Genomic DNA, 22430 nt, shown 5'->3' with positions numbered 1-22430 from the left:
CGACTATGAAGATCATCTGCATCGGCCGCAACTACGCCGAACACGCCAAAGAGCTCAATAACCCGGTGCCGGGCAGCCCGGTGGTATTCATGAAGCCGCCCTCTGCCCTGCTGGTGAACAACAAGCCCTTCTACTACCCGGAATTCACCAAAGACCTGCACCATGAAATAGAGGTGGTGCTGAAAATTGGCAAAAACGGGCGGCACGTACAGCCGGAGTTTGCTGCTGATTACTACCCGGAAATTGGTTTGGGCATCGACTTTACGGCCCGCGATGTGCAGCAGCGGCTGAAAGACAAAGGCCATCCCTGGGAAATAGCCAAGGGCTTCGACGGCTCGGCAGTGATCAGTGATTTTCTGCCCATTGAGCAGTGCAACCGGGGCGCCATAGAATTTGAGCTGAAGAAAAACGGGGAGACGGTGCAGCACGGCAACACCAAAGACCTCCTCTTCTCCTTTGATGCCATCATTGTTTACGTATCGAAGTTCTTCAAATTGCAAATGGGCGACCTCATATACACCGGCACGCCTGCCGGAGTAGGGCCGGTACAAATTGGCGATCAGCTGGAGGGCTTCCTGCACACGAAGACGGAAGTTAAATCCATGTTCCGCTGCGAAATCAAATAAGGGCGCAACATATGCCTAAATATTGGGGCAAACCCAGTTGTGTATTTTATTTGTCGAGAAGCCCTGAAAAGCGAGCCATTTTGCGCTTTATTCCTATTTTTGCAGCGATTTTGCCGGGGCTATTTCCCGGCGTTAATCCGAAATAAACCGAATTTATGCCATACTTATTCACCTCTGAGTCTGTTTCCGAAGGGCACCCTGATAAAATCGCTGATCAGATTAGCGATGCCCTCGTTGATCATTTCATTGCTTTTGACCCTTCTTCAAAGGTCGCCTGTGAAACGCTGGTAACAACCGGTCAGGTGGTGCTTGCCGGTGAGGTCAAGTCTGACGTTTACCTCGATGTACAGCAAATTGCCCGCGATGTGATCGAGCGTATTGGGTATACCAAGTCTGAATACATGTTTGAGGCCCACTCCTGCGGTGTCCTTTCTGCCATCCACGAGCAATCGCCTGACATCAATCAGGGCGTGGAGCGGGAAAGCCCGGAAGAGCAGGGCGCCGGCGATCAGGGCATGATGTTCGGTTATGCCTCCAATGAGACGGAGAGCTTTATGCCACTGGCGCTTGCCATTTCTCACAAAATCCTGCAGGAACTGGCGGCAATCCGCAAGGCGGGCGAGCCGATGACTTACCTTCGTCCGGACTCTAAGTCGCAGGTGACGATCGAGTATGCAGACGACAACACGCCTCAGCGCATTGATACCATCGTCGTATCCACACAGCATGATGATTTCGATGAGGACGAGCGCATGCTGAATAAAATCCGTGAGGACATCATCAAGATTGTTATCCCACGGGTCAAAGCTCAGCTCAAGCCTGAACTTCAGAAGCTGTTTGATGATAATATTACCTACCACATCAACCCGACCGGTAAGTTTGTCATCGGTGGCCCGCACGGAGACGCCGGGCTAACGGGCCGCAAGATCATCGTAGATACTTATGGTGGCAAGGGGGCCCACGGTGGTGGTGCCTTCTCCGGCAAGGATCCTTCCAAGGTAGACCGTTCTGCGGCCTATGCGACCCGCCACATTGCGAAGAACCTCGTGGCTGCCGGTGTTTGTGATGAAGTCCTGGTGCAGGTGTCCTACGCGATCGGCGTGGCGGCACCTACCAATATTTACGTCAACACTTATGGCACTGCTAACGTGAAGTTGAGCGATGGCGAGATTGCGAAGAAAGTAGAGGAGGTGTTTGACATGCGCCCCTATGCAATTGAGCAGCGCCTAAAGCTGCGCACGCCGATCTACTCTGAGTCTGCCGCTTATGGCCACATGGGCCGTACGCCGGAGCAAAAGACAGTGAAGTTCGTCGATGGTGCCGGCCGCGTTAAGGAGATGCAGGTGGAGACCTTCACCTGGGAGAAACTCGACTACGTGGATAAGGTGAAAGCGGCATTTGGGCTGTAGGGCTTTGTTCAGTGAGGAGGTGAGGGAAGAGATGAGGCAGGCAGGGGAGCTTGCTGGTTTAACCTGCGACTTCTACGAAGTCGGTTTCCCGTGGTGTGCTGTTGATACTAACATACGACTTCTACGAAGTCGTGCAGCTTATACCGTTTGTCTTACGCTTTCCCAAAGGCTACTCAATAATGGAAATTCACAGCGCCAGCCTGTTGCCACGGGGTGGCGCTGTGTGGTATAGTAGATTGAGCCGCAAATGCCTGACCATTTAAAGTTCAGCATTTGCAAGGGCTTCAGGGGGCAAGAAACCTAGCAAATCATTCGGTCTGCTCGCATTAGTGCAGCAGCCAATCCTGGTAATTATCGGGGTTGATTACCTGATACGTTGCATCCGGGTAGGCGTTCTTCCATCCCCCGGGCGCCTTGGTTTTTTTTCGGGGGCTCCACTTGAATTCGTAGCCATATAGTGCTCCGCCCCGGTCTTCTATCCAGTCGATTTCCTGCTGATCGTAAGTTCGCCAGAAATAGTTATAGACAAGCAGGTCGTTGTAATGTTGATACTTTATGCGCTCTGCGATCATGTAGTTTTCCCATAAAATGCCCATATCGTTCCGCATATTTACGGGGTTAAGGTTGCCCGCCAGGATATTCCTGATGCCATTATCAAGAAAGTAATACCGGTGGCTTTTATTGACTTCCTTTCTCAAGTTCCTGCTAAAACCGCCCGTTTTGTACAGGATAAATACTTTGGTGAGCAAGTCAAGATACTTTTCTACAGTGTTTCTGCTGATTTGAAGCGAATTAGATAGCTCCGGTATGCTCACCTCCCCACCAACCTGAAAGGCAACCAACCTAAGCAAGTCAATGATTTTATCGCTGTTCCTGATGGTTTCGAAAGTCAGGATGTCTTTGAGCAGATAGGAGTTGAGCAGTTCACGGAGGTACAAGTGTTTTTCTTTGATGGTATCTAATTGCAGCAACTCGGGGTAATTGCCATAAATCAAGCGCTGATATAAACCATCTTTGCGCTCCCTGATGCTTTCTTTTTTTGCGATTTCTCCTTCCGATATGCCGAATAGTTTAAAAGTCATCTTCCTGCCGGTCAAAGGCTCTCCGGTATAGTTTTCAACATCAAAGGCAGATGATCCGGTGATGAGCACTTTCAACCCTGCGATTTCGTCTATCATGAGCTTTATAGCATTACCGATATCAGGTATCTTTTGGGCTTCATCAATAACAAGGAACTTTTTGCCTTCCAGAATTTGAGCAAGCGCTTTGACGCTTCTCCTTTCGAAGAGCTCTTTGGTAGCAATATCTTCCCCATTGAGCAATACGTAAGGCTCAGTGGCTTCTGATAATATCTTTTGGATTAACACCGTCTTTCCCACCCGGCGTGGGCCCAGAAGCACCACCACCTTGTTGGGCCGCAGGTATTCTTTTATCTGTACTTCTGTAAATCTTGGAATGAAGTCCATGACTGCTTTTGAATAAATTAACGTTAATTTATTCAGTTAGTTGAACGAATTAACGTTAATTCGTTCAGTTTAAGAGCTGTTCCATCCTGATTTACAGCAAAAACAGCCGGGCACAGTCGGCAAATCCTCAAAAAAATAAGGGCAAGGCGCGCAGTTCAGTGCCAGCTTGCCCCTGAGGGATTAAGACTATGTTGGGATTTCACCCTTTGGGCTGTATTTGCCAAATTTTATCCTGCACTTCGTTGCTCTTCAGTCGCTTAGCTTTGGCTAGGCTCCTTCATCGCGCCTTGTTCAGAATAAAATTTGACTGCATTCGCTCCAAAAGCGAATTCCCAACATAGTCTAATGGGATTATAATAATGGGGTAGAGGCCCTTATGGGTTGAGGTTGCCCATTTTTATCTGGTAAAAGTCGAAAGCAGGGGTATCGGTGTCCAAAAGCAGGGTCGAATTGCCATAGTTGATGCCTGAAAATGGGGAGTCAGGATTGATAAAACTTGCGTTTGTACGCAGGTACCTTACCGAAGGGCTGTTCTGGAAACTGTTATCAATACCAAGGATCAGCCGGCGCATCAGGACCAGGTCCAGTGTGGTCAGGCTACCACTGTTGTTGACATCCCCCGCCGCGTAAACAAATGGTGTTTCTGGTGGCTGTATTCCCAGAATAATTCGTGCCGCGATTACCACATCCAAGGTGGAAACGCCCTGCAGGTAGCTGACTTCCTGATTGTCCTGAGGCACAACGGTGTACTCCTGCCCGGTCGTGAGGTCACTGAAGGCATATGCACCTTGTGTATCAGTTGTATCCGCTGCGATAAGCCCCTCATTCCAGTTGAGGAGATGCACCAAGATACCGCTTACCGGGCTGTCATTCAGTCGGGTGATTTGGCCACTAATCGTAGCCGTTTGAGCATAGACGGTAGCTGAACATAAACATAGCACTACCAGAGTTATGACATTTTTCATAATAGTCGGGTTTTGAAAGGGGCTGCCCACCCGTAAGCAGGCAGCACCACTAATTCATCGAAAGGAAATTAAAGTTAACGCGCAATCATGATGCGATGGGTAGTCGCCCCCTCGCTGGTCAACACCTGAAGCAGGTACAAGCCTTCCGGTAAATGCTGCAGATTGACCTCAGACTGTCCGCCCTGGATTTGTTGTACGGTACGGCCATCAGTGGCCATCAGGCGGGCGCTTTCCAGTTGCGCACCCTCCACCAGGATGCTGATTTGATCCCTGGCTGGATTAGGGAAAGCCCGAACCTTAAACGCCTGAGCAGCTTCCGGCGCATTCACCAGGCCATCTTTGACTAATCCGGAAGTAGGCAGCCCTTCCAGCTGGAAGTCCATCTCTGCAGCATTGATCAGCCGTATATTCTCAATGCCAAAGTCGAGTGGATAGTCATTGCCTCGCATGAAAATGACGTCCTGAATGGTAATGTGCAGTTGGCCAATGGCACCGCTGCCTTCTGCGTTGAGGCCATCGGTACGGGTCAGGGCTACATCAATGCGGCCGTCGTCGTAGCGGTCTTTGGAAAGCCCGATCAGGTCTTCGTTGGTATTGCCAATCCAGGATTCCAGGAAGGAAGTGGAGGCGCTGCCCGGCGTTACAGCGGAAGTGTCGTATACGATGGTGAACGCCAGCCCATAGACTTCGGGTACGGTCGTGCCAGGCTCTCCAAGCATGATGTTGAAGGTAGCCGGGACGCCGAGGACCACCGTGTCGGGTTCGATATAGATGACTCCTGTCAGGGTGCGGTTTTCATCTTCCGGCAGGAAGTTTACCTCCTCGCCCCAGTTGTTCACCAGCGCCAGGGTATCTGCCGCATCAATGAAGCCGTCGCCATTGGTGTCCAGGTGCTTGTAGTTGACGTTGGAGGTTGGCGTGGCGTTCTGCCAGCCCGGTGCCACCTGCGCTTCCCATACAATCGTCGCATCGGTCCGCTCCGGGCCGACCGTGCCAAAGCCAAGCCCGATATTCAAGAGGTCGAAGTGGGTCACCAGCCCATCCACATCGGTGTCGCCGGGCCAGACTTCGGGCTGCAGCACATCCACGGTGCCGTTTTGGAGGACAACGGGAAGGATGTTTTCAAGGTCTGTCACTTCAATATTGACCGGGGTGGGGGAGAAGGTCACCGGAGTGGGCCCCTGCAGGGTGTCTGCCCGCAGGCAAAGCGTGAATAGCGGTGCGCCATCCGGAAGGGTCACGGTGTTAAGTCCGAGATCGAACCAGGACATGGCAATAATGCCTTCGTCTGTAAGATTAAGGTTGAAGTCTGTTGCCGGATTCAGCCCGGGTAGGTTACCGGCTAATATCAGAGTGTCAAAGCTGAGCCGGTCTTCGTCCCAGTTGATGGACAGCTGTACAGTACCGATATCCGTGAAGTTTTCAACGGTCACGTCGAGGCAAACCACCTCACCAGTGTCCACCATAGCGCTACCGATCTGCAGCATCACATCATCCGGTCCTCCGGAGCCCTGTATGAAAGCCCCGCCGTTGACCGGTGTGAATTCAATGCCTTCCACATTCTCTAATAGGAAGGGATGAGTGGACGCATTGAAGCTAATTCCGGTGGAACTGCCCGGATCCCCAATTGCATCGAAACACAATTCAAAGAGCACATCTCCGTCTTCAACAAAAATAGCATCAGGTGCGGTAGCATTCCAAATCAGGCTCAGTTGCCCAATATCCGAATCGCTGTCATCAATGGTGAAGGTGGTCGCATCGCCAAGAACGCCACCTGCAATCCCGGTATAGCTGAGTATACCTGGCAGCCAAGCCACTCCTGCTTCAAAACCAGTGACTTCAGCTGCACCTGAGACGGTTACGGGTACGCAGAAGTTGGTATTGGTATTCACTACCGCTTCCCCAATCGTTACGGTAGCGGAATTTCCTGTACCGCCGCAATTCGGTGTTATCGGAGCGGGGCTGTAGGTTGTACCTGCTGCATCTGTGATCGTGAGGCTGTAGGCAACATGCTCCGGCACATTCTCCAGGGTGGAAAAGAGCGTGTCCTGCTCTACGAATCCGGTACTCCATTCAAACGTGTAGGGCGGTACCCCGCCACTCCATACCGCACAGGATATGGAGGCTAAAAAAGTACCATCCGGGAATCCGGTACAACTGATGGAATGGCCGGTTAGGAATTCCCCCGTAACAGTACAACTGCCATTCTCAAAAGTAGCAGCTACCTCAGTCCCGCTTTCCAGGTAACTGGTCAGGATGCTGTCGTTAAAGGCAATGTCGGTTTGGCTGCCTTCAGGGCCTACCGCATCGAAGCAGATTTCAAAGAGCGTAGCATCCTCCTGTATCGGCAGACCTTCCGGGATGTCGATATCCCACTGCACGGTCAGTTGCCCATTGCCGGTTTGAGAAAGGTCAAGCCCATCGTCGAGTAAGGCGGTCAGCGCTCCTTCATTGACGCCTGTGAAGGACAGGACATCAGTGGACCAAGCCAGTGCAAAATCCAGCTGGGTAATAGGCGGGACCCCACTTGCTTTGACCGGAATACAGATGGAACCGCCCTCGGTTACCGTTTCATTGGCAACGTAAATAGTGGGGTCACCTCCCGTGCCCGGACACTCGGGCGTAGCCGGCCCCGGGATACTCGTACAGCCGTTCGCATCTGTAATCGTTACAGAATAAGACTGATCAGGGCTCACCCCGGCAAGCGTACTTATGATTTCATCGGTGGTCTCTGTATAGCCGGTGCTCCACTCGAATGTATAAGGGGTTTGCCCGTCTGACCACACAGCGCAGGAGATATCCACGATTGTGCTGCCATCCGGCATTACGGTGCACTCGTAGGCATAGCTGGTTTGCAGCGGTTCATCTTCCAGGCTAATGCCTACAGTAAAGTTGCAGCCCGTTTGAGTGTCCGTAACTGTAAGTGAGTAAGCACCAGCGGCCAGGCCGGAAATGCTGTATGCATCGGTTTGCCCGGTACTCCAGGTAAAGCTATAGTCGCCGGAGCCTCCGGTAACCTGTACTTGTATGCTGCCATCGCTATTGCTACAAGTAGGATGATTGAGTAGAATATTGCTGACCGCAATGCCTTCCTCAGGGGTTACATTAAACAAGCCGGAAATTTGGTCGCCGTTCGCATCGGAAACCTGAAGTTCATACAGGCCCGCAGGCGCATCGTTGAGATTGGCGGCATTGCCAAATTCTGCATTGCCCTGCAGCCACATATAATCGTAGGGAGGCGTCCCGCCAGCAACAACTACGGAGAGGCTGCTGCCTGTGGTACAATCGCCCAAATCCTGGCAGGCGCTGGCAAACCTTACCGGCTCTGCAAAACCATCTTCGATAGAGACTCCGCCCCCGAGCAGGCTGAAACTGGGCAGGATTTCTGAGTTGCCCAGGATGATTTCTGTGTTCGTGATATCACTGGCCGAAACGAATTGAAATCCACCATAGCCATCGTCCCCGATGACTTCGAAGCAAAAATCGAATATTGCGGTGCCGTCCATCAAATCCAGACCGGTAAAGTCTGTATTGAACCAAGCAAAAGTAGCTCGGCCTTCCCCAATATTTCCACCTTCTACGTTGAAATCCTGGATGATAAGCCCAGGCAGGTTGAAATTAGAAATTTCTATAAAGTCAAGTCGGGTGGTGTCCCATTGGAAAGCCGTTTGCAGGCCAAGGATGTTGTCGAAATTATTCACCCGCACCGATAAGCAAATCGTATCACCGGGCGATGCGGTCTGACTGTCTATGAAAAGGTTGAAACAGTTCTGCTGGGCATGCAGGGCAAAGGTGCTGAGCACAAGCGCGACTATGCCTAAGATCATTTTTTTCATGGAGATAATTGTTTTGTCTTTTTTCCGCAGGAGTATCCCGCGGGCGTTCCTGGAATTATTACGATACAAATGTAGCGGTACCCTGTCCCGGAAAAAAGTACATTATTCTTCAATTATAGATTTTTAAAGCTGATCTTTGATGCTGAAGTGCTTGTTTTTAATAGCTTAGCGTTAGGAAAATATAGATTTTTAGATGCAGCAATCTAAGTTAATCGACCTGCTACGGAGTTTTGATGCCAGAGAAACGGCCCGTTTTCGGGAGCTGGCAGCTTCCCCGTTTTTTAATAAGAACCAAAAGATACGGGCTTTGCTGGACTTTTGCCTGGGCTTTGGGCCGGATTACGATGCGGAAGGGCTGGACAAGCGGGCGGCGTACCGGCATATTTACAAGGAGGAAGGGTACGAGGAGCTACGCATTAACAACTTACTGTCGGACACCCTACAGCTAGGCTATCAGCTACTGGCCCAACTGGAACTGGAAGCCCGGCGCCCTTTTCAAAAGCGGCTGGAGCTGGGGGCGTTGCTCGACCGCCGGGCCGAAAAGCATCTGCGGCACAGCACGCAGCGGCTGCAACAGCTTACCGAGCGCCTGCCCCACCGGTCCCATCAGTATCAGCATGAGCGCTACGAGATGGCGCAGTTGCTGGACCGCTTTGCGCTGCAGCGTAACCCCCGCCGCTTTACGCCCCACCTGCAGCACCAAAGCGATGCCCTTGACCGCTACTACTGGTGCAACAAACTCCGCCTGGCTTGCGATATGGCCAGCCGCAACCGGGCGATTAATGCAACCTACACCTGCCATTTTCTGGACGAGCTATTGAGTTTATTCCGGCAACAACCGCCGTTACTGGCAGAATCACCGGCCCTGCAGACCTACTATCAGGCGCTTATGATGCTGAGTTCGGAAGAGGAAGCCCACTATCGGTCGCTGCGGCAACTGCTCAGTCAGCATCATAGCGTTTTTACGCTGGAAGAGCTGCAGGATTTATACGACTACGCCCAGAACTACTGCGTCAAGCGCATCAACTCCGGAGAAGCCGCTTTCTACCGGGATATTTTGGACCTTTACAAGGAAATGCTGGACCGCAGAGTGCTCCTGCGGCAGGGCTACCTCACGCAGTGGAGCTACATCAACATCGTCACTGCCGGTATCCGCCTCAAGGAATTCAAGTGGACCGAAGATTTCATCTACACTTACCGGTCTCAGCTGGCGCCGGAGGTACAGGAAAACGTCTTCACCTACAACCTGGCCGCCCTGCAGTTTGAACGCGCGCAGTACCAGGAAGCCCTGCAAACCCTTCAGGGTGTCGAGTTTTCTGACGCTTTCTACCACATGGCCGCCAAGATGATACAGCTCAAAAGCTATTACGAACTACAGGAGGAGGAAGCGCTCTACGCCCTGTTGGAAGCGTCCCGCAAATACATCAAGCGCAACCGGCAGCTCTCCACCTATCAGAAACAGTCCAACGGTAACTTCCTCAAGATGATCGCCCGCCTGCAAAAACTGCGCAGCCGTCAGGCACAGTACGGCAGCGCCCCGCCGGACAACCTTAATGCCCTGCTGCAGCGCATCGACGCCCAGCCCGAGCTGGCGAACCGGAGCTGGCTGCGGCGGAAGGTGAGCTTGCTGGCTTAGCGCTTGAGCCAAGACCTTGCCCAAGAGTTCTGCCCCAGCTTTTCTTGAGCAACCCCGCCAAATCCCGGTAGAAACCGGGACCCGACAGGAGCCCTTGCCCAGAGGTAGCCTACCTACAAAATGTTAACCAGCCGCTCCCCCCGGGCCGTGCTCAACAGCCCCACACCTTCTGCGCAGCCACAGCAAACCCATTGTAATCCGCGTCCCTGAATCACCAAGCTTTGTGCTTCCTACAATGTTTTTTTGATAAAAAAGCTCAAAAATTTGGAAATATTGCGGGGGGGTAAATTTGATCATCGCTAAAATATAAAAGCACATAATAAAACGGGAATTAGATTTTTCGCAGTATTAGTGTTGCTTGCAGCACGCTCTGTTGTTCGGGCGCTCCGTTCATTTCGATTAATTGCACCAGTTTTTTTATTCATGTTTTTGCACGACTAATCGGCTACAAGTCCGGCATTAAAAGATGGTTATGTATCCTGTGTACAGATTAGTACCTGGTCGTTCTATGCCTAATGGTGATGGCCGCTGTTGTTGTATTGAATACCGTCACCGGTGCGCCGGAAGTGCAAAAAAGTCAGTTTTGAATGAAAACGTTAAGCGTAGCTTTTTCAAACCAAAATATCATGTAGTATGAAAAAATCACTGTTGAATTTGCTCTACCTTCGTTTCGCATGCCAAAAGATTTTGTGCGGATTTTGCATGGTAGGTCTCGTGTTGCTGGCTACTTCCCAAAAAGGTTACACCCAGTGCAGTGTATACCCTAATCTTTTAACCGCCAATTTGAACAGCGCTAATTCGACGCTATCCATATCCGGGATAAGTTGTGAACCTTGCCGGGTTGGAGTTGGCGAGAACCGCAACAGATGCATCTGCCGGGAGGATTGTAAGCGCATGATTCCCCCGGAAACTGTTATTGATGAAATACAAAATGATTGTATCGAAGATTGTGCAGATGAGTTCCCTAATGATCCTAATTCATATCACCATTGTTTAGGTTATTGTGATGAATTGCCTTTTCAGGATTATTATGATTGTTTATCAGACTGTGGTAACTATAGTCAGTTGAGGCGCCCTGTGGCATATGATTATAGGATTAGGGTATGGTATACCACTGGATTTGTACCTTCGTTTACTGGGGATCCTGATGAAGTCTTTGATGTTGAAATAATCAATACGTCTCCTCCATCAGTCTTAAGCTTTAATTTATCTAACGCTCCCTTAAGCAGTTACAGCTATTGTTACAGAACCGATTTGGTAATTTACTACGATGATGGCACCTGCTGTTACTTTATCAATACAGAGTGCGTATCTATCGGTTAATTTACTAATTTAAAACCCACAAAACATGAAAAAGATAACACTTCTGGCAACACTCGCCATACTGATGCTTGCCGCTTGTGAAAAGGACACTGTGAGCACTGCTTGGAACAGTTCCAACGGTGAACTGGCAAACCTGACGATCGGCATCGTGAGAGATTACCTGCCGTTGGATTTGGTCAGGCAAAACAGCACTGTAGTCTTTAAGAATGCCGATGGAGAAGAAAAAAAGCTTCAGATTCACTTGCTGGAAGAAGAAAAGGAAAAGGCATACGGCAACCGTACTTACGAATCAGAGCACATCGCCATCTGGTATTTGGACGAAAGTGACCGGACCTACCAATTGAAAACCATTGCATCAGCAAACTATACGGAAGGAGGGGCACATCAATTTGTTTTGAGTGAAATATTGACAACAGTGAATGACGGCTTTTCCGGTGCTATATCCATATCAGCCGACAAGTCGCCATCAATATGTGATTTATTGCCATCAGCCGATATTCTGGGCAAGACTTTTACAGACGTTTACACTAATTGGGTGATCGATTCGGAGAATGTCACCTCTTTCTCCCGGCTATACTACACGATAGAGCTGGGTGTCGTAGGCTTCGAAGGCTGGGAGGGAGAAATGTGGGTGCTGGACCGTTTTGAGGAATAGAAACGGATGAAAACCCTCAAGGAAGTGGATATCGCCCGGATCAGTCAGGGCAAAGGGTGGCATGAACTGGGCGAAGCAGAGCTGAAAGCCCTGGAAGACATCGCGTACTACGCGAGCACCGGTGCAGGAGTCCGCGCCCAGAACATCCTGAATGCCTTTTACGGGGCGGGGTATTACCACGAGCCCATCCTCCCTACTGGCCTACAAGCCCTATCCACACCCGGTACCAACCGTCCCGAAACCAGAAAAGCGCTCAAAGTGCCGGCTCAGGTACAGGCATTCCCCAACCCGGCCCGGCAGTCGGTCACTTTCCGGTGTACTTTGCCGGAAGGCACAGAACAGGCAGAGCTTAGCATACAAGACGTAAACGGGCAGACTATAGCCGTGCTGCCCATCGTGGAGGGACAGGTGACGGCCTCCTGGGACAGCCGGCCTTACCCCGCCGGGCTGTACTTTTATACGCTCCATCTGCCCAACCGTCGTTTAGCGACCCAAAAATTGGTTATCTTACGGTAGGTTGAAGCAACTAAAGCATTAATACCCTGCCTGCCTGAGACAGGTAGGCAGGGCTATTTTCAATATAACAACGGCTTATCATGCAACTCAGATTTTTGCTATTTCTATTTCTGCTCAGCAGCGCTTCCTTGCTGCCTGCACAGGAGGAGTCTTTCAATAAGCGCTATTACTTTGGTTATGCTGCGGCTATTATCAATGGGGTCTACCCTACAGACAGCTGCATTTACATCACGGGGCTGGCCGCTGATACTATACCGCCCTTTTATCCTTCAGGCTTGTTTTTTGCTAAGCTGGACCTGAATGGGGAAGTCGAACATACGGCTTTTGCCCATCCGGAAGGGCAGATTATTACAAATTGGGGAGGAGGGTTAAAGCCATATGGAGAAGGCTTCCTTACTAGTGCAATGAAGCGGGATACTAGCGCGAGGGCTTCATTGCTTTTCCTGGATTCAATGGGGTATATTGACCATACGATTGAACTTCACAGTTTTTTCCCACCTCACGAACAGTCCTTCCTGACTACTTACGAGCCCATCGTCGGGCCAAATGGCATGATCTTGTTACCCACCCGCGACCGGAACGCTCAGGGTATTAACAATACAGAAACTGTACTGCAGTTATTTAGTGCAAGCGGTGAACTACTGTGGCGGAAAAACTTTGGTATTTTTGATTTTTGGGACGCGCCAGTGAGTGTGCAGTCTGTTGAAAACAAATTCATTATTGGTGGTGCACGGACAAACTCAAGTAGAGTCAGAAAAAATTATACTTACCAACACCACATCTACGCTATCGACACCCTCGGCAACGTCCAATGGAACTACCTCAGCCCGGTTGAGGAGCTGCTGAGCGAACAAATGGCGATCCATGCGGAGCCGGATGGCAGTGTCATTGCCGCCTGCTTCAAAGGCGAAGAGTTCTCCGTGAATGCGGTTTCGGGGGCGATTTGGTGGCACCCAGCTTATATCTATAAACTCAATGAGCAACATCAATTAGAATGGAGTGTCGAATTTCATGAGCCAATACAGACAATGTTTGGAAATGAGCTAAAAAAAATTGTCAAGGCTTCAGATCACAGCGGTTATGTAATTGCGGGCCACGCTCGTATGGCAGTAAGTTATAATCCTCCTGTGGCAGATAACGTAGGCTGGCTGCTTAAAGTATCTTTAGATGGAGATAGTCTTTGGAGCAGAAAACTACGCTTTTTTGACGAGGGGGTGGATGATGAAAGCCAAGAAATATTCGACCTAAAAGAAATGCCCGGCGGCGGCTACGTCATGGGCGGGCAGACCATATACGGCAATGAGCCTTCCGGGCCCATACAGCGCGGCTGGCTGCTGCGGGTGGATGAAGAAGGCTGCCTTGTGCCCGGCTGTCACCTGGTCAGTACGGAGGAGGAGGCTGCTGACCCGGCCTTGTCGCTCCACCTCTATCCCAACCCGGCGCAAGAGTACCTCTATGTGCTGCTCCGGGATGCAGGCATTGCCCGCCGCCGGGGCCCTGCCCTGCAATTGCTGGACCTGCAGGGGCGCATCTTGCAGTCGCACCCCGCCGGCCGCATTGATGAGGTGACCAGCATACTGCCGGTGCAGGGCCTGCCTGCCGGTGCCTACGTGCTGCGCTATATAGCGGACGGTCAGGTTTTGGCAGCTGAGCGGGTGGTGGTGCGGTAGAAAAAATCGTTTTGCAGTTTACCTTACCTACTACCGCAGGGTATATTTAGGAATCCTGCACCGCATGAGCTAAATTGACATTGTCGTTCATCATCAAACCCATTAACTACAAAACATGAAAAAGATAAAATGCGCCTACTCTCTATGGTCCCTGCTTCTTTTTATACTTATCGCCCCTAATCAGATGATGGGGCAGGCATTCGTCAGCCCCTCCAATAAATGGTACATAGACGACTGTTATGTTGCTCCTTTACAGATGACGACTATTTGCGATACAAAAAGCTATTGGTTTGAAGACACTGTGACCATCGATTCAACGGTTTACTATGAGCTGCGAACCAATGATCCCGAACCTGTCTTTGAAGTGGGGGCGTTCTACCGGGAGGAAGGCGGTGTTGTTTTCATGAAAATGGATGACAATTCAGAAGAATTTGCCATCTATGATTTCAATCTGGAAGTAGGCGACCTGTTCCTCATTGACGATTCCAATAACAGCATAGAACTGGAGGTCTTGTCCATAGATTCGGTGACCCTCAGTTCCGGGGAAAGGCGGAAAAGGCTGGAAATGGCAGATGCAATATCTCCCCACCGCACCACCTACTGGATTGAAGGCGTGGGGAGCGCCTTATCTCCCATGAACCCTGTATATACCTTTTTCGTAACTATTTAGGTCAATTTGCAAAATAACGAGAAAATAGCGAACTAGCACAGGTGAACAAGGACGAGATCATAGCGCAACAAGCTGAGCAAATAGCGAAGCTGGAATCACTGCTGGCAGCAGCGCTGGCTCGTATTGCAAAGCTGGAAGCTCAGTTGAAAGCCAACAGCCGGACTTCTTCGCGGCCTCCGAGCAGCGATGGGCTGAAGAAAGCCCCCGCGTTCCCGTGCAAGAAAGGCGGCAAGAAGGGAGGCCAGTCTGGGCATAAGGGGAAGACGCTTGAGATGGTCGCCCCGTCTGCAGCAGACCGCCTTGTTGTCCACCCGGTAGCTGAGCAAAAATGCAGCTGCGGCCAGAACCTGGAAAGCACTGTGCCAAGCATAAGCTTAGAGCGCCGCCAGGTTTTTGACCTCCCCCCGAAGCTTTTGCAAATAGAAGAGCACCGCCTGGAGGTCAAACATTGCCCTTGCTGTGGCGAGCAGCATACAGGCAGCTTCCCATCCGGCGTGCCAGCCCCCGTACAATACGGCGACAGGGTACATGCCTTAGTCAGCCTGCTGAATGTGGAGCAAAGCATGCCCGTAGGGCGCGTGGGGGAGCTCTTTGCCAGCCTGACGGGGTATGAGCTCAATGAGAATACAGTCTCCACTTCTGTACAGCGCATGTACGGGAAGCTGGCCGATGATGAGGCGGTTATCAAAGAGCAGGCATTGTGCAGCCCCGTAGCGCATGCCGACGAAAGCGGTGCCCGGGTGGCAGGCAAACTGCACTGGGCCCATAATTTTGTCTGTGGCCTGTTCACTTACCTGTTTGTGCACGAGAAAAGAGGCGCACAGGCGCTGTACAGCGGCCAAAGCATAGCCCAAAACTATACAGGCACGCTGGTGCACGACTGCTGGGCCAGCTATTTTAGGCTGCCAAACGCCCGCCATGCGCTTTGTGGGGCACACCTGCTGCGCGAGCTCAGAGGCCTAAGCGAAAACCATGGGCGCAAGTGGGCTGAAAAGATGCACAGTTTGTTAATGTACGCATACGAATTTAGCAGTGGCGGGAGCTCAGTGCTGCAGGCTAAAAAATATAAAACGGTCCTGTCCCGCTACCGGCAAATCTTGAAAGAAGCCAACCGTGAAGAGCCGCCGCCTGAGCCCCGCCCGAAAGGCCGGCCGAAGAAAACAAAAGGGAGGAACCTGCTCGAAAGGCTGGAACGATACGAAGAAGAAGTACTGAGGTTCACGCGGGAGCACGAAGTGCCGTTCACTAATAACCTGGCCGAACGTGATATCCGCCCGTTGAAAACGAAGCTAAAAGTCAGCGGCTGCTTCCGTACCCTACAGGGTGCGCGGCACTATGCAAGGATCAAAAGCTTTTGCAGCACGGCAAAAAAGCACGGCTTGTCTGCCTATGAAGAGCTGCTCAACGCCTGGCGGGGCGAGTCGTTCCTTCGAAGCTACGCTGCCGCGGGAAGCCCTACCTAAATAGTTACCCTTTTTCTTAGACACCTGGGTGGAATTGAACTGCTTTCATCAGGACGACATGGTGGAATGGCAGCTGGGGGATTGTATGTTGACGAATACCAAAACGGAAGAGGTGCCTGCGGAGGCGATTACCTGTTATCCCAACCCAGCTACCGATGCGCTTTTTCTTTTTACCACCCGTGATCACCTTATCGACCGGGTGGCCATTTTTAACCTGGGTGGGAGGCCTATTGCAGAAACTATATTGCAGGGTGGCCAACCCCTATCTGTGCGGGAGCTTTCGAAGGGGATATATGCAGTCACTGTTATCTTTGAAGACGGAGCAGTAGGGCGGACGAAGTTTGTGAAGCAATGATACTGCTGGCGTAGCGCTTAATCCAAGGCCTACCCGTGTACTCTGCCCCAGCTTTATATCGGGAAACCTGCCGGATCCCGGTAAAACCCGGGACCCGACAGGAGCCCTTGCCCAGAGGTAGTCTACCTGCAAAATATTAACCAGCCGCTTCTCCAAGCCGTACTCAGTAGCCCCGCACCTTCTGCACGGTCACAGAGAACCCATTGCGCCTTACGTCCCTGAATCACCAAGCTTTGTGCTTCCTACAATGTTTTTTTTGAAAAAGACGCACAAAAATTTGGAAATATCGCTGGGGGGGGGGGTAAATTTACACCTAATTAATAAGATCGACTCCTGAAAAGAATTGATTTTATACATAAACGAGGAGGCATCTAATATTTCTGCCTCCTGTACAAACAAGATATTTTCGCTCAGACAATAGCACAATTTTATTTAGACAGAAAATTTGGAAAAGATACGGCTTCTTTTGTCAGCATAGCATGCTATGTCTGATGAACGCTTGATCCTTCAAATGAAACAGGATTACCTAATCGCAGGTACAGGAATCTCTATTTGGCTAGTGGGGGAGCGGAGGATATTTTACCTTTCAGTTGGGCTGATTCTTAATTGATGATTCGGCGTGGCGAGGGAAAACAATGCATAAAATGTCAAAAAAACAACGTTAGCAGAGGTTGGTCTGTAGCAGTCCCAAATAAAAGCAAGGTTAAGAATTTGGAAAAGGTGAGTAAGTATTAGGAGGTTATTTGCTGCTTTATGTGGCTAAGCTTGGGCGGGTTGTATCTGTACACCACCTATATATTGCATGATTTTATAACATCTTTAAATACTGTTTTATGAAAACACCAATTTTACTTGGCATTGTTGCTACAGCACTATTTCTCTTCAGCTGTAAGAAAGATTCTATTTCCGAAGCGGATTTAAGCGGTCCTCAAACTACGTACATCAACTCAATTTCTAACTATTATGAAAATTGGGATTCTGACTTAGAATCAACAGATGGTATTCTGCAGTTCAAGTCATGGGATCACTTTAGTACAACCAATGAAGAAATCCTCTTGATGTCGTTTGAGGAAGTTAAAGATTTTGAGAATAGATTTGGGTTTTATTCTCAAAGAAGTATTCTCAAAGATATTATTTCAGCAGAAGAAGAATTAACAGAAGAGTTTTACGCGCCTTATTCACATTTGTCGGATGATGAAATTTATGCACTAAATCTTGAAGAACCAAAAAGCCAATTGTATAGAGAGGCAGTCGAAAATAATTTGATCACTGTTGAAGAAGATTCCCGGGAAGCGCACATTTACCACCTTAGTGTAGTAGATGGAACAGCAGCTCCTCTGATCAACGCCGAAGGGTTTGTAATGGTAGCAGATACACTATGGCAGTATACATCTAGTCAAATTAAGTTTTGTGCAAGTTGTACGATTAGTGAAAGGGCTATTTTAAATGAAGCATCGACAACAGACCATGACCTCGGCATTGTTACTTTTACCATCAAAACAATAAATCGTGATAATTGTAGTTGGGATGGAAACCTGAATAAGGGATGGAATTCTACCGGAAACAAAAGGAGAGCTAGGTTTGAAAGGCATGGTTACTCAAGTACATCTGATAATTGTGATAATTGTTTTATGATTGTAAAGTACTACCTGCATAATGAGGCTCAGCGCAAAAGATGGGGAAAGTGGAAATACAGAAACTCTTATAAGCCTTGGTTCCGGTGGGATGGTACTTGGAGTGGAAACGGTAATTTTTGGTACTGTACAAATGACCCTGGAGCACCTCCTTCTTTTCAAAATTTTACGTTCCCGCTAACAGGATTTAGTGTACCTATAGGCGTAACGAACACACCTATGTCGAACCGTCGGTATTCAGGGAATAATGATACTGCAGTGAAACTTCACCCCCATTCTGATGGTCAGTGGCCGCCTCCCCCAAATAGCTACCCGCCTTATAACGCCAGCAAATGTTGGGGGTCATGTTTGGATGTATACAATATATCCATTGATGGCAAGTTAGTTGAAAGCTATTCTAACCCTGTAACGACTTATCAGTTGACGGATGGTTGATCCTGAAAACCTGACTAAAAATTAAAAAAACCGGCGGAAGCAATTTCCTGCGCTTCTGCCGGTTTTCTTTTTACCCGATCGATTAAATTATTTCAAGCAAAAGTACTCTGCTACCTGAGTAACTGAAACACTGTGATAAAATGTCTATACAAAAGGGCGTTTTCCCCATTTTTTTAGCGGGCTCCATACTGATGAGCTGCACCAAACCACTTGATCTGCCCCTTGATGAAGAGAACGCGCAGGAGTTGATTCTGTCTTGTTTCTTCACTTCTGATAATTTTGAAGCATATTTGACCAAATTTCGATCTATTCTGCAACCCGAAGCTATTCCTGAAGAGGATGCTATAATTGAATTATGGCACCAGCATCAACTTATGGATACCTTGTCCTATCAGGGTAGTGGCCGTTATCGGTACACCGGTTCCAACCTGGTTTCCGGCGAGCTATACCAGCTTTTAGTAAAAACGGATTACCATGAAGTTCAGGCTTCTGCCATATTGCCTCCTGCAAAAGTAGAAATTGATCACGCAACGTACTTTTTTGTGGAAAGTGCAGATGGAAACGAATACATAGATATTAATCTGCATTTTTTCGATCCCGATAGCGAGAAGAATTACTACGAATTCGTGATTTTACATCCTTTCTATGATGAATTGAAAGACTCCACTTATCTAAGCTATTTGCATGACATAGCCATTCCTGATGCTGTCTTAAATAGAGAAGGGGATTTAGTATACGCCCCATCTTCCTTTGTATTTAGCGATGAGCTGATAAATGGAGGGCCTTATGAAATGCAATTGAGATTTGAACATAGTTCGGTTAGCGGTAATCGCTGGATTAAAGGCAAATACCGTAATAACCAGTCCGAATACTATCTCATTTTCCGTACGGTCAGCGAAGATTATTACCGCTTTCGAAAATCGTGGTTCAGACATCGGCACAATCAATCGACGGATAATCAGTTTGACAATGAACTGCAATTGTTATTTGGTGCGGAGCCTTTTACTTTATTTTCAAATGTATCTAATGGTTTTGGCATTTTCGCTGGCTACCACGAAGGCATTTTTCCAATACATGAACAATGAAAACAAGTATTTTCCGCTTATTCATTGCACTAATATTTATTTTTGCAGCCTGCTTGGCATTTGCCCAAACGATCCATATATCAGGAATCGTGACAGACTCAGGTAGCGGGGAATCCCTTATTGGCGCACTGGTAAGCAATCAAGATAAAACACTCGTTGAAGTGACCAATTCTAAAGGTTATTTCAACTTTTTCCTGCCTGCCAGGGACACACTCGTTTTGCAAGTCCAGTACGTTGGTTACGAAACAGCATCCCTGGGGTTAGAAGCTACAAAGGATACCGTTTTGAATATAGGCCTCCGTGCAGGAGTGTCCTTACAGACCGTTGAAGTAACGTCCCACTCAACACGGAATCAGCTTGAATTAGGTATGGCCACCCTTAGCCCTTCCGAAATAGAACGTATTCCTACCTTGTTTGGAGAAGCCGATGTACTAAGAGCACTACAGGTTCTGCCTGGAATTTCAGGAGGCAAGGAGGGGACCAGCCTTTTGTATGTAAGAGGGGGCACACCAGACCAAAATATTATTCTCCTTGATGACATTCCTATTTATTTCCCTGCACACCTGGGCGGGTTTTTATCTGTTTTTGAGCCCCGGTCTATCCAACAGCTGAAAGTGTATAAAGGAGGCTTTCCTGCTCGCTACGGAGGGCGTGTTTCCGGGGTGGTTGACATACAAATGAAAGATGGCAACCATAAGGAAGTTAAAAAAGAAATAGGCCTGGGCTTACTCTTTTCAAGGCTCTTTATAGAAGGGCCCCTCAGAAAGGAAAAGACGAGCTTTCACTTTTCTGCACGGCGCAGCTTTTTAGATTTACTTTACAGTAGTGCTCAACTCATCATTAATAGCCAGGATGAAAGGGTGAGTTACGGCATTTTAGATGCTAATCTCAAAATAAAGCATAAACTGGATAATAACAATCAGTTATACTTCTCTTACTACGGCGGTGGAGACAACATTCGGCTCAAATTCAGGGGAAGCAACCCACAGTATACCTCCAGAGAGACCACCAGGATCAGGTGGGGAAACCAACTGGCTGGTTTAAGGTGGCGCCATCTGCGCAAAAGATGGGTATGGAGTAACGCTGTGTCCTTCACGTCATTTGGTTATGGTACCCGATCGGAATTTGAACGTAAAGAAATAGTAACTGGAGACAAGACAAACGAAATCAATCAATTCCAATCGAAAATCGTTGATTTTATTTTTCATTCCAGTGCAGACTTTTCCTTAAGCAACCAAGTAAACGTAGTTTCCGGAATAAGGGCTACCAGGCACAACTTCCAACCCAGCATAGAGCGCTTCAAGGGGAGTATAGAAGGCAATAGTGTTGATACCTCTGTTTCGGTTAGCAATACGGTTAATCACGAGCTGAGTTTTTATACAGAAGCCAATATCCAGTTGCCCCGGAACTGGTCTGCCAATGTTGGGGTGCATGCCAATTGGTTTGTTTCCGACGTCCTCAGGGAAAGCTATCAGTTCCTTTCCGTCCAACCTCGATTGCTGCTAAATTACCAACCATCTCCCACTTGGAAACACAGCCTTTCGATAAGCCAAATGGTACAACCCCTGCACCTGCTTTCTAATAGTGGTGGTGGGTTGCCCGTAGACATTTGGGTGCCCGCATCCTCGGTTGCACCTGTAGAGCAATCATGGCTGTATGCTGCAGGAACAGGGTTTTACCATAAGGGTTGGGAAATACAGCTGGAAGCTTATTACAAAACACTCACCAACTTAATTGCCTTTCAGGAGGGAACTTCTTTCTTTAGAGGGGCTACAGACTGGGAATCCAAAATTGTTGCCGAAGGTAAGGGAGTAAGTTATGGATTGGAGTCTTTCATTAAAAAGCATTGGACTAAATGGGATTTAATGATTTCCTATACGCTATCAAGGCACCAGCGGACATTTCCACAACTCAACAATGGCCTTTCCTTTCCTTATCGTTACGATCGAAGGCATGATTTAGCACTCAGCATTTCCTTCAAGCCCAGAGACAACCAAAGGCTCTCTTTTCTATGGGTCTATCACTCAGGCGATGCCCTTTCGTTGGCCCAGGGGGGCTTTGATATTCTTACGCTGGGTTTTGGGAGTAGTCCCGGCAGCGGTTTTCATTTATCGGAAGATTATCACGAAGCCCATTACTACGGGAGCCGGAATAGCTTTAGAATGCCAGATTACCATCGCCTTGATTTAAGCTGGCAGGTAGAGAAAACAATGAAAAAAGGCATACGGAAATGGATAGTTGGGCTGTATAACTCTTATAACCGGATCAATCCGTACTATATTTATTTTGATGAAAATGAGAGAGGGGAAAGACAGCTTTACCAATTTGGGCTTTTTCCGGTATTGCCTGCAGTCTCGTGGGTGAGGAGCTGGTGATCACTGCATAGCTGCATACCTTGAATGGAACAGTAACCATGCCACTATATATCTGTGGGAAACCAACGGATCATGCTTTCTGTAGCCTAGTCGAGGCTGTTTTTTTTACGCTTGCCGCTTATGCCCCTCGCCCCTTCACCTGTCCAATCATCGTTTGGCGACCCAAAAATTGGTTATCTTACGGTAGGTTGAAGCATCCCCCGGCGCACTACTTTCGCCGGGGGGGCTTTTGCCTGGCAAATGCAATCTGCTAAGCAAGGTGCTCGCTTGGTGCGCTGCCCGAGCTCTTCCAAGCCTTGCTGGTGTAGAGC

Annotated in this window: 16 protein-coding genes; 13 read left to right on the top strand and 3 right to left on the bottom strand. The window is 49.0% G+C overall.

The genetic code is table 11. From position 1 onward, the window contains the following. The first annotated feature begins 5 nt into the window (after window positions 1-5). Window positions 6-626, top strand: a complete 621-nt coding sequence (locus IX84_RS01030; protein WP_044215825.1) for a fumarylacetoacetate hydrolase family protein — start codon at window positions 6-8, stop codon at window positions 624-626. Between the two features lie 155 nt (window positions 627-781). After that, complete coding sequence (gene metK, locus IX84_RS01025; RefSeq protein ID WP_044215823.1) at window positions 782-2035, top strand: methionine adenosyltransferase; 1254 nt, start codon at window positions 782-784, stop codon at window positions 2033-2035. A gap of 326 nt (window positions 2036-2361) precedes the next feature. Here the strand turns inward: metK and IX84_RS01020 are convergent, their stop codons facing one another. The 3 genes from IX84_RS01020 to IX84_RS01010 form a co-directional block, all read right to left on the bottom strand. Further along, complete coding sequence (locus IX84_RS01020) at window positions 2362-3501, bottom strand: ATP-binding protein (RefSeq protein ID WP_044215821.1); 1140 nt, start codon at window positions 3499-3501, stop codon at window positions 2362-2364. A gap of 374 nt (window positions 3502-3875) precedes the next feature. Next, on the bottom strand, window positions 3876-4466 hold the full coding sequence (locus IX84_RS01015) for a carboxypeptidase regulatory-like domain-containing protein (protein ID WP_044215818.1): 591 nt from the start codon (window positions 4464-4466) through the stop codon (window positions 3876-3878). A 74-nt stretch (window positions 4467-4540) separates the two neighbouring features. After that, complete coding sequence (locus IX84_RS01010; RefSeq protein ID WP_044215816.1) at window positions 4541-8302, bottom strand: T9SS type A sorting domain-containing protein; 3762 nt, start codon at window positions 8300-8302, stop codon at window positions 4541-4543. A 193-nt stretch (window positions 8303-8495) separates the two neighbouring features. Between IX84_RS01010 and IX84_RS01005 the strand changes: the two genes are divergently transcribed. The 11 genes from IX84_RS01005 (at window position 8496) to IX84_RS00955 (ending at window position 22119) form a co-directional block, all read left to right on the top strand. Beyond that, entirely contained in the window at window positions 8496-9938 is a 1443-nt protein-coding gene (locus IX84_RS01005) for a hypothetical protein (RefSeq protein ID WP_044215814.1), read from the top strand. A 633-nt stretch (window positions 9939-10571) separates the two neighbouring features. Next, window positions 10572-11261, top strand: coding sequence for a hypothetical protein (locus IX84_RS32715; RefSeq protein WP_152604874.1), 690 nt, complete (start codon window positions 10572-10574; stop codon window positions 11259-11261). Window positions 11262-11286: 25 nt separating this feature from the next. Next, the gene (locus IX84_RS00995) at window positions 11287-11916 is read left to right on the top strand and encodes a hypothetical protein (RefSeq protein WP_044215811.1); all 630 of its coding nucleotides are present in this window, start codon (window positions 11287-11289) and stop codon (window positions 11914-11916) included. Window positions 11917-11922: 6 nt separating this feature from the next. Next, entirely contained in the window at window positions 11923-12432 is a 510-nt protein-coding gene (locus IX84_RS00990; protein ID WP_044215809.1) for a T9SS type A sorting domain-containing protein, read from the top strand. Between the two features lie 80 nt (window positions 12433-12512). Next, window positions 12513-14102, top strand: coding sequence for a T9SS type A sorting domain-containing protein (locus tag IX84_RS00985; RefSeq protein WP_044215806.1), 1590 nt, complete (start codon window positions 12513-12515; stop codon window positions 14100-14102). 115 nt (window positions 14103-14217) lie between these two features. Then, complete coding sequence (locus IX84_RS00980) at window positions 14218-14772, top strand: hypothetical protein (RefSeq protein ID WP_044215803.1); 555 nt, start codon at window positions 14218-14220, stop codon at window positions 14770-14772. Between the two features lie 41 nt (window positions 14773-14813). Next, window positions 14814-16235, top strand: a complete 1422-nt coding sequence (tnpC, locus tag IX84_RS00975) for an IS66 family transposase (protein WP_052515676.1) — start codon at window positions 14814-14816, stop codon at window positions 16233-16235. 28 nt (window positions 16236-16263) lie between these two features. Further along, entirely contained in the window at window positions 16264-16590 is a 327-nt protein-coding gene (locus IX84_RS00970) for a T9SS type A sorting domain-containing protein (protein ID WP_152604873.1), read from the top strand. 833 nt (window positions 16591-17423) lie between these two features. Beyond that, window positions 17424-18659 (top strand): hypothetical protein, encoded by a 1236-nt coding sequence (locus IX84_RS00965; RefSeq protein WP_044215800.1) that lies wholly within the window; start codon window positions 17424-17426, stop codon window positions 18657-18659. A 140-nt stretch (window positions 18660-18799) separates the two neighbouring features. Next, window positions 18800-19744: a DUF4249 family protein gene (locus tag IX84_RS00960; protein ID WP_044215798.1), complete on the top strand. Its 945-nt coding sequence runs from the start codon at window positions 18800-18802 to the stop codon at window positions 19742-19744. Next, a complete protein-coding gene (locus IX84_RS00955) occupies window positions 19741-22119 on the top strand; it encodes a TonB-dependent receptor (RefSeq protein ID WP_044215796.1) in 2379 nt (792 codons plus the stop codon). The genes IX84_RS00960 and IX84_RS00955 overlap by 4 nt, the downstream gene beginning before the upstream one ends. Window positions 22120-22430 lie beyond the last annotated feature (311 nt).

The sequence above is a fragment of the Phaeodactylibacter xiamenensis genome, from assembly GCF_000759025.1.
GTDB classification, from domain to species: domain Bacteria; phylum Bacteroidota; class Bacteroidia; order Chitinophagales; family Saprospiraceae; genus Phaeodactylibacter; species Phaeodactylibacter xiamenensis.
Note: the sequence above shows the minus strand (reverse complement) of the source record. Positions and strands in the feature narration are given on the sequence as shown.

What these genes read in the sequence shown, in the direction of transcription:
- IX84_RS01030 (WP_044215825.1), top strand. Translation starts at nt 6, where the DNA reads ATGAAGATCATCTGCATCGGCCGCAACTACGCCGAACACGCCAAAGAG.
- metK (WP_044215823.1), top strand. Translation starts at nt 782, where the DNA reads ATGCCATACTTATTCACCTCTGAGTCTGTTTCCGAAGGGCACCCTGAT.
- IX84_RS01020 (WP_044215821.1), bottom strand. Translation starts at nt 3,501, where the DNA reads ATGGACTTCATTCCAAGATTTACAGAAGTACAGATAAAAGAATACCTG.
- IX84_RS01015 (WP_044215818.1), bottom strand. Translation starts at nt 4,466, where the DNA reads ATGAAAAATGTCATAACTCTGGTAGTGCTATGTTTATGTTCAGCTACC.
- IX84_RS01010 (WP_044215816.1), bottom strand. Translation starts at nt 8,302, where the DNA reads ATGAAAAAAATGATCTTAGGCATAGTCGCGCTTGTGCTCAGCACCTTT.
- IX84_RS01005 (WP_044215814.1), top strand. Translation starts at nt 8,496, where the DNA reads ATGCAGCAATCTAAGTTAATCGACCTGCTACGGAGTTTTGATGCCAGA.
- IX84_RS32715 (WP_152604874.1), top strand. Translation starts at nt 10,572, where the DNA reads ATGAAAAAATCACTGTTGAATTTGCTCTACCTTCGTTTCGCATGCCAA.
- IX84_RS00995 (WP_044215811.1), top strand. Translation starts at nt 11,287, where the DNA reads ATGAAAAAGATAACACTTCTGGCAACACTCGCCATACTGATGCTTGCC.
- IX84_RS00990 (WP_044215809.1), top strand. Translation starts at nt 11,923, where the DNA reads ATGAAAACCCTCAAGGAAGTGGATATCGCCCGGATCAGTCAGGGCAAA.
- IX84_RS00985 (WP_044215806.1), top strand. Translation starts at nt 12,513, where the DNA reads ATGCAACTCAGATTTTTGCTATTTCTATTTCTGCTCAGCAGCGCTTCC.
- IX84_RS00980 (WP_044215803.1), top strand. Translation starts at nt 14,218, where the DNA reads ATGAAAAAGATAAAATGCGCCTACTCTCTATGGTCCCTGCTTCTTTTT.
- IX84_RS00965 (WP_044215800.1), top strand. Translation starts at nt 17,424, where the DNA reads ATGAAAACACCAATTTTACTTGGCATTGTTGCTACAGCACTATTTCTC.
- IX84_RS00960 (WP_044215798.1), top strand. Translation starts at nt 18,800, where the DNA reads ATGTCTATACAAAAGGGCGTTTTCCCCATTTTTTTAGCGGGCTCCATA.
- IX84_RS00955 (WP_044215796.1), top strand. Translation starts at nt 19,741, where the DNA reads ATGAAAACAAGTATTTTCCGCTTATTCATTGCACTAATATTTATTTTT.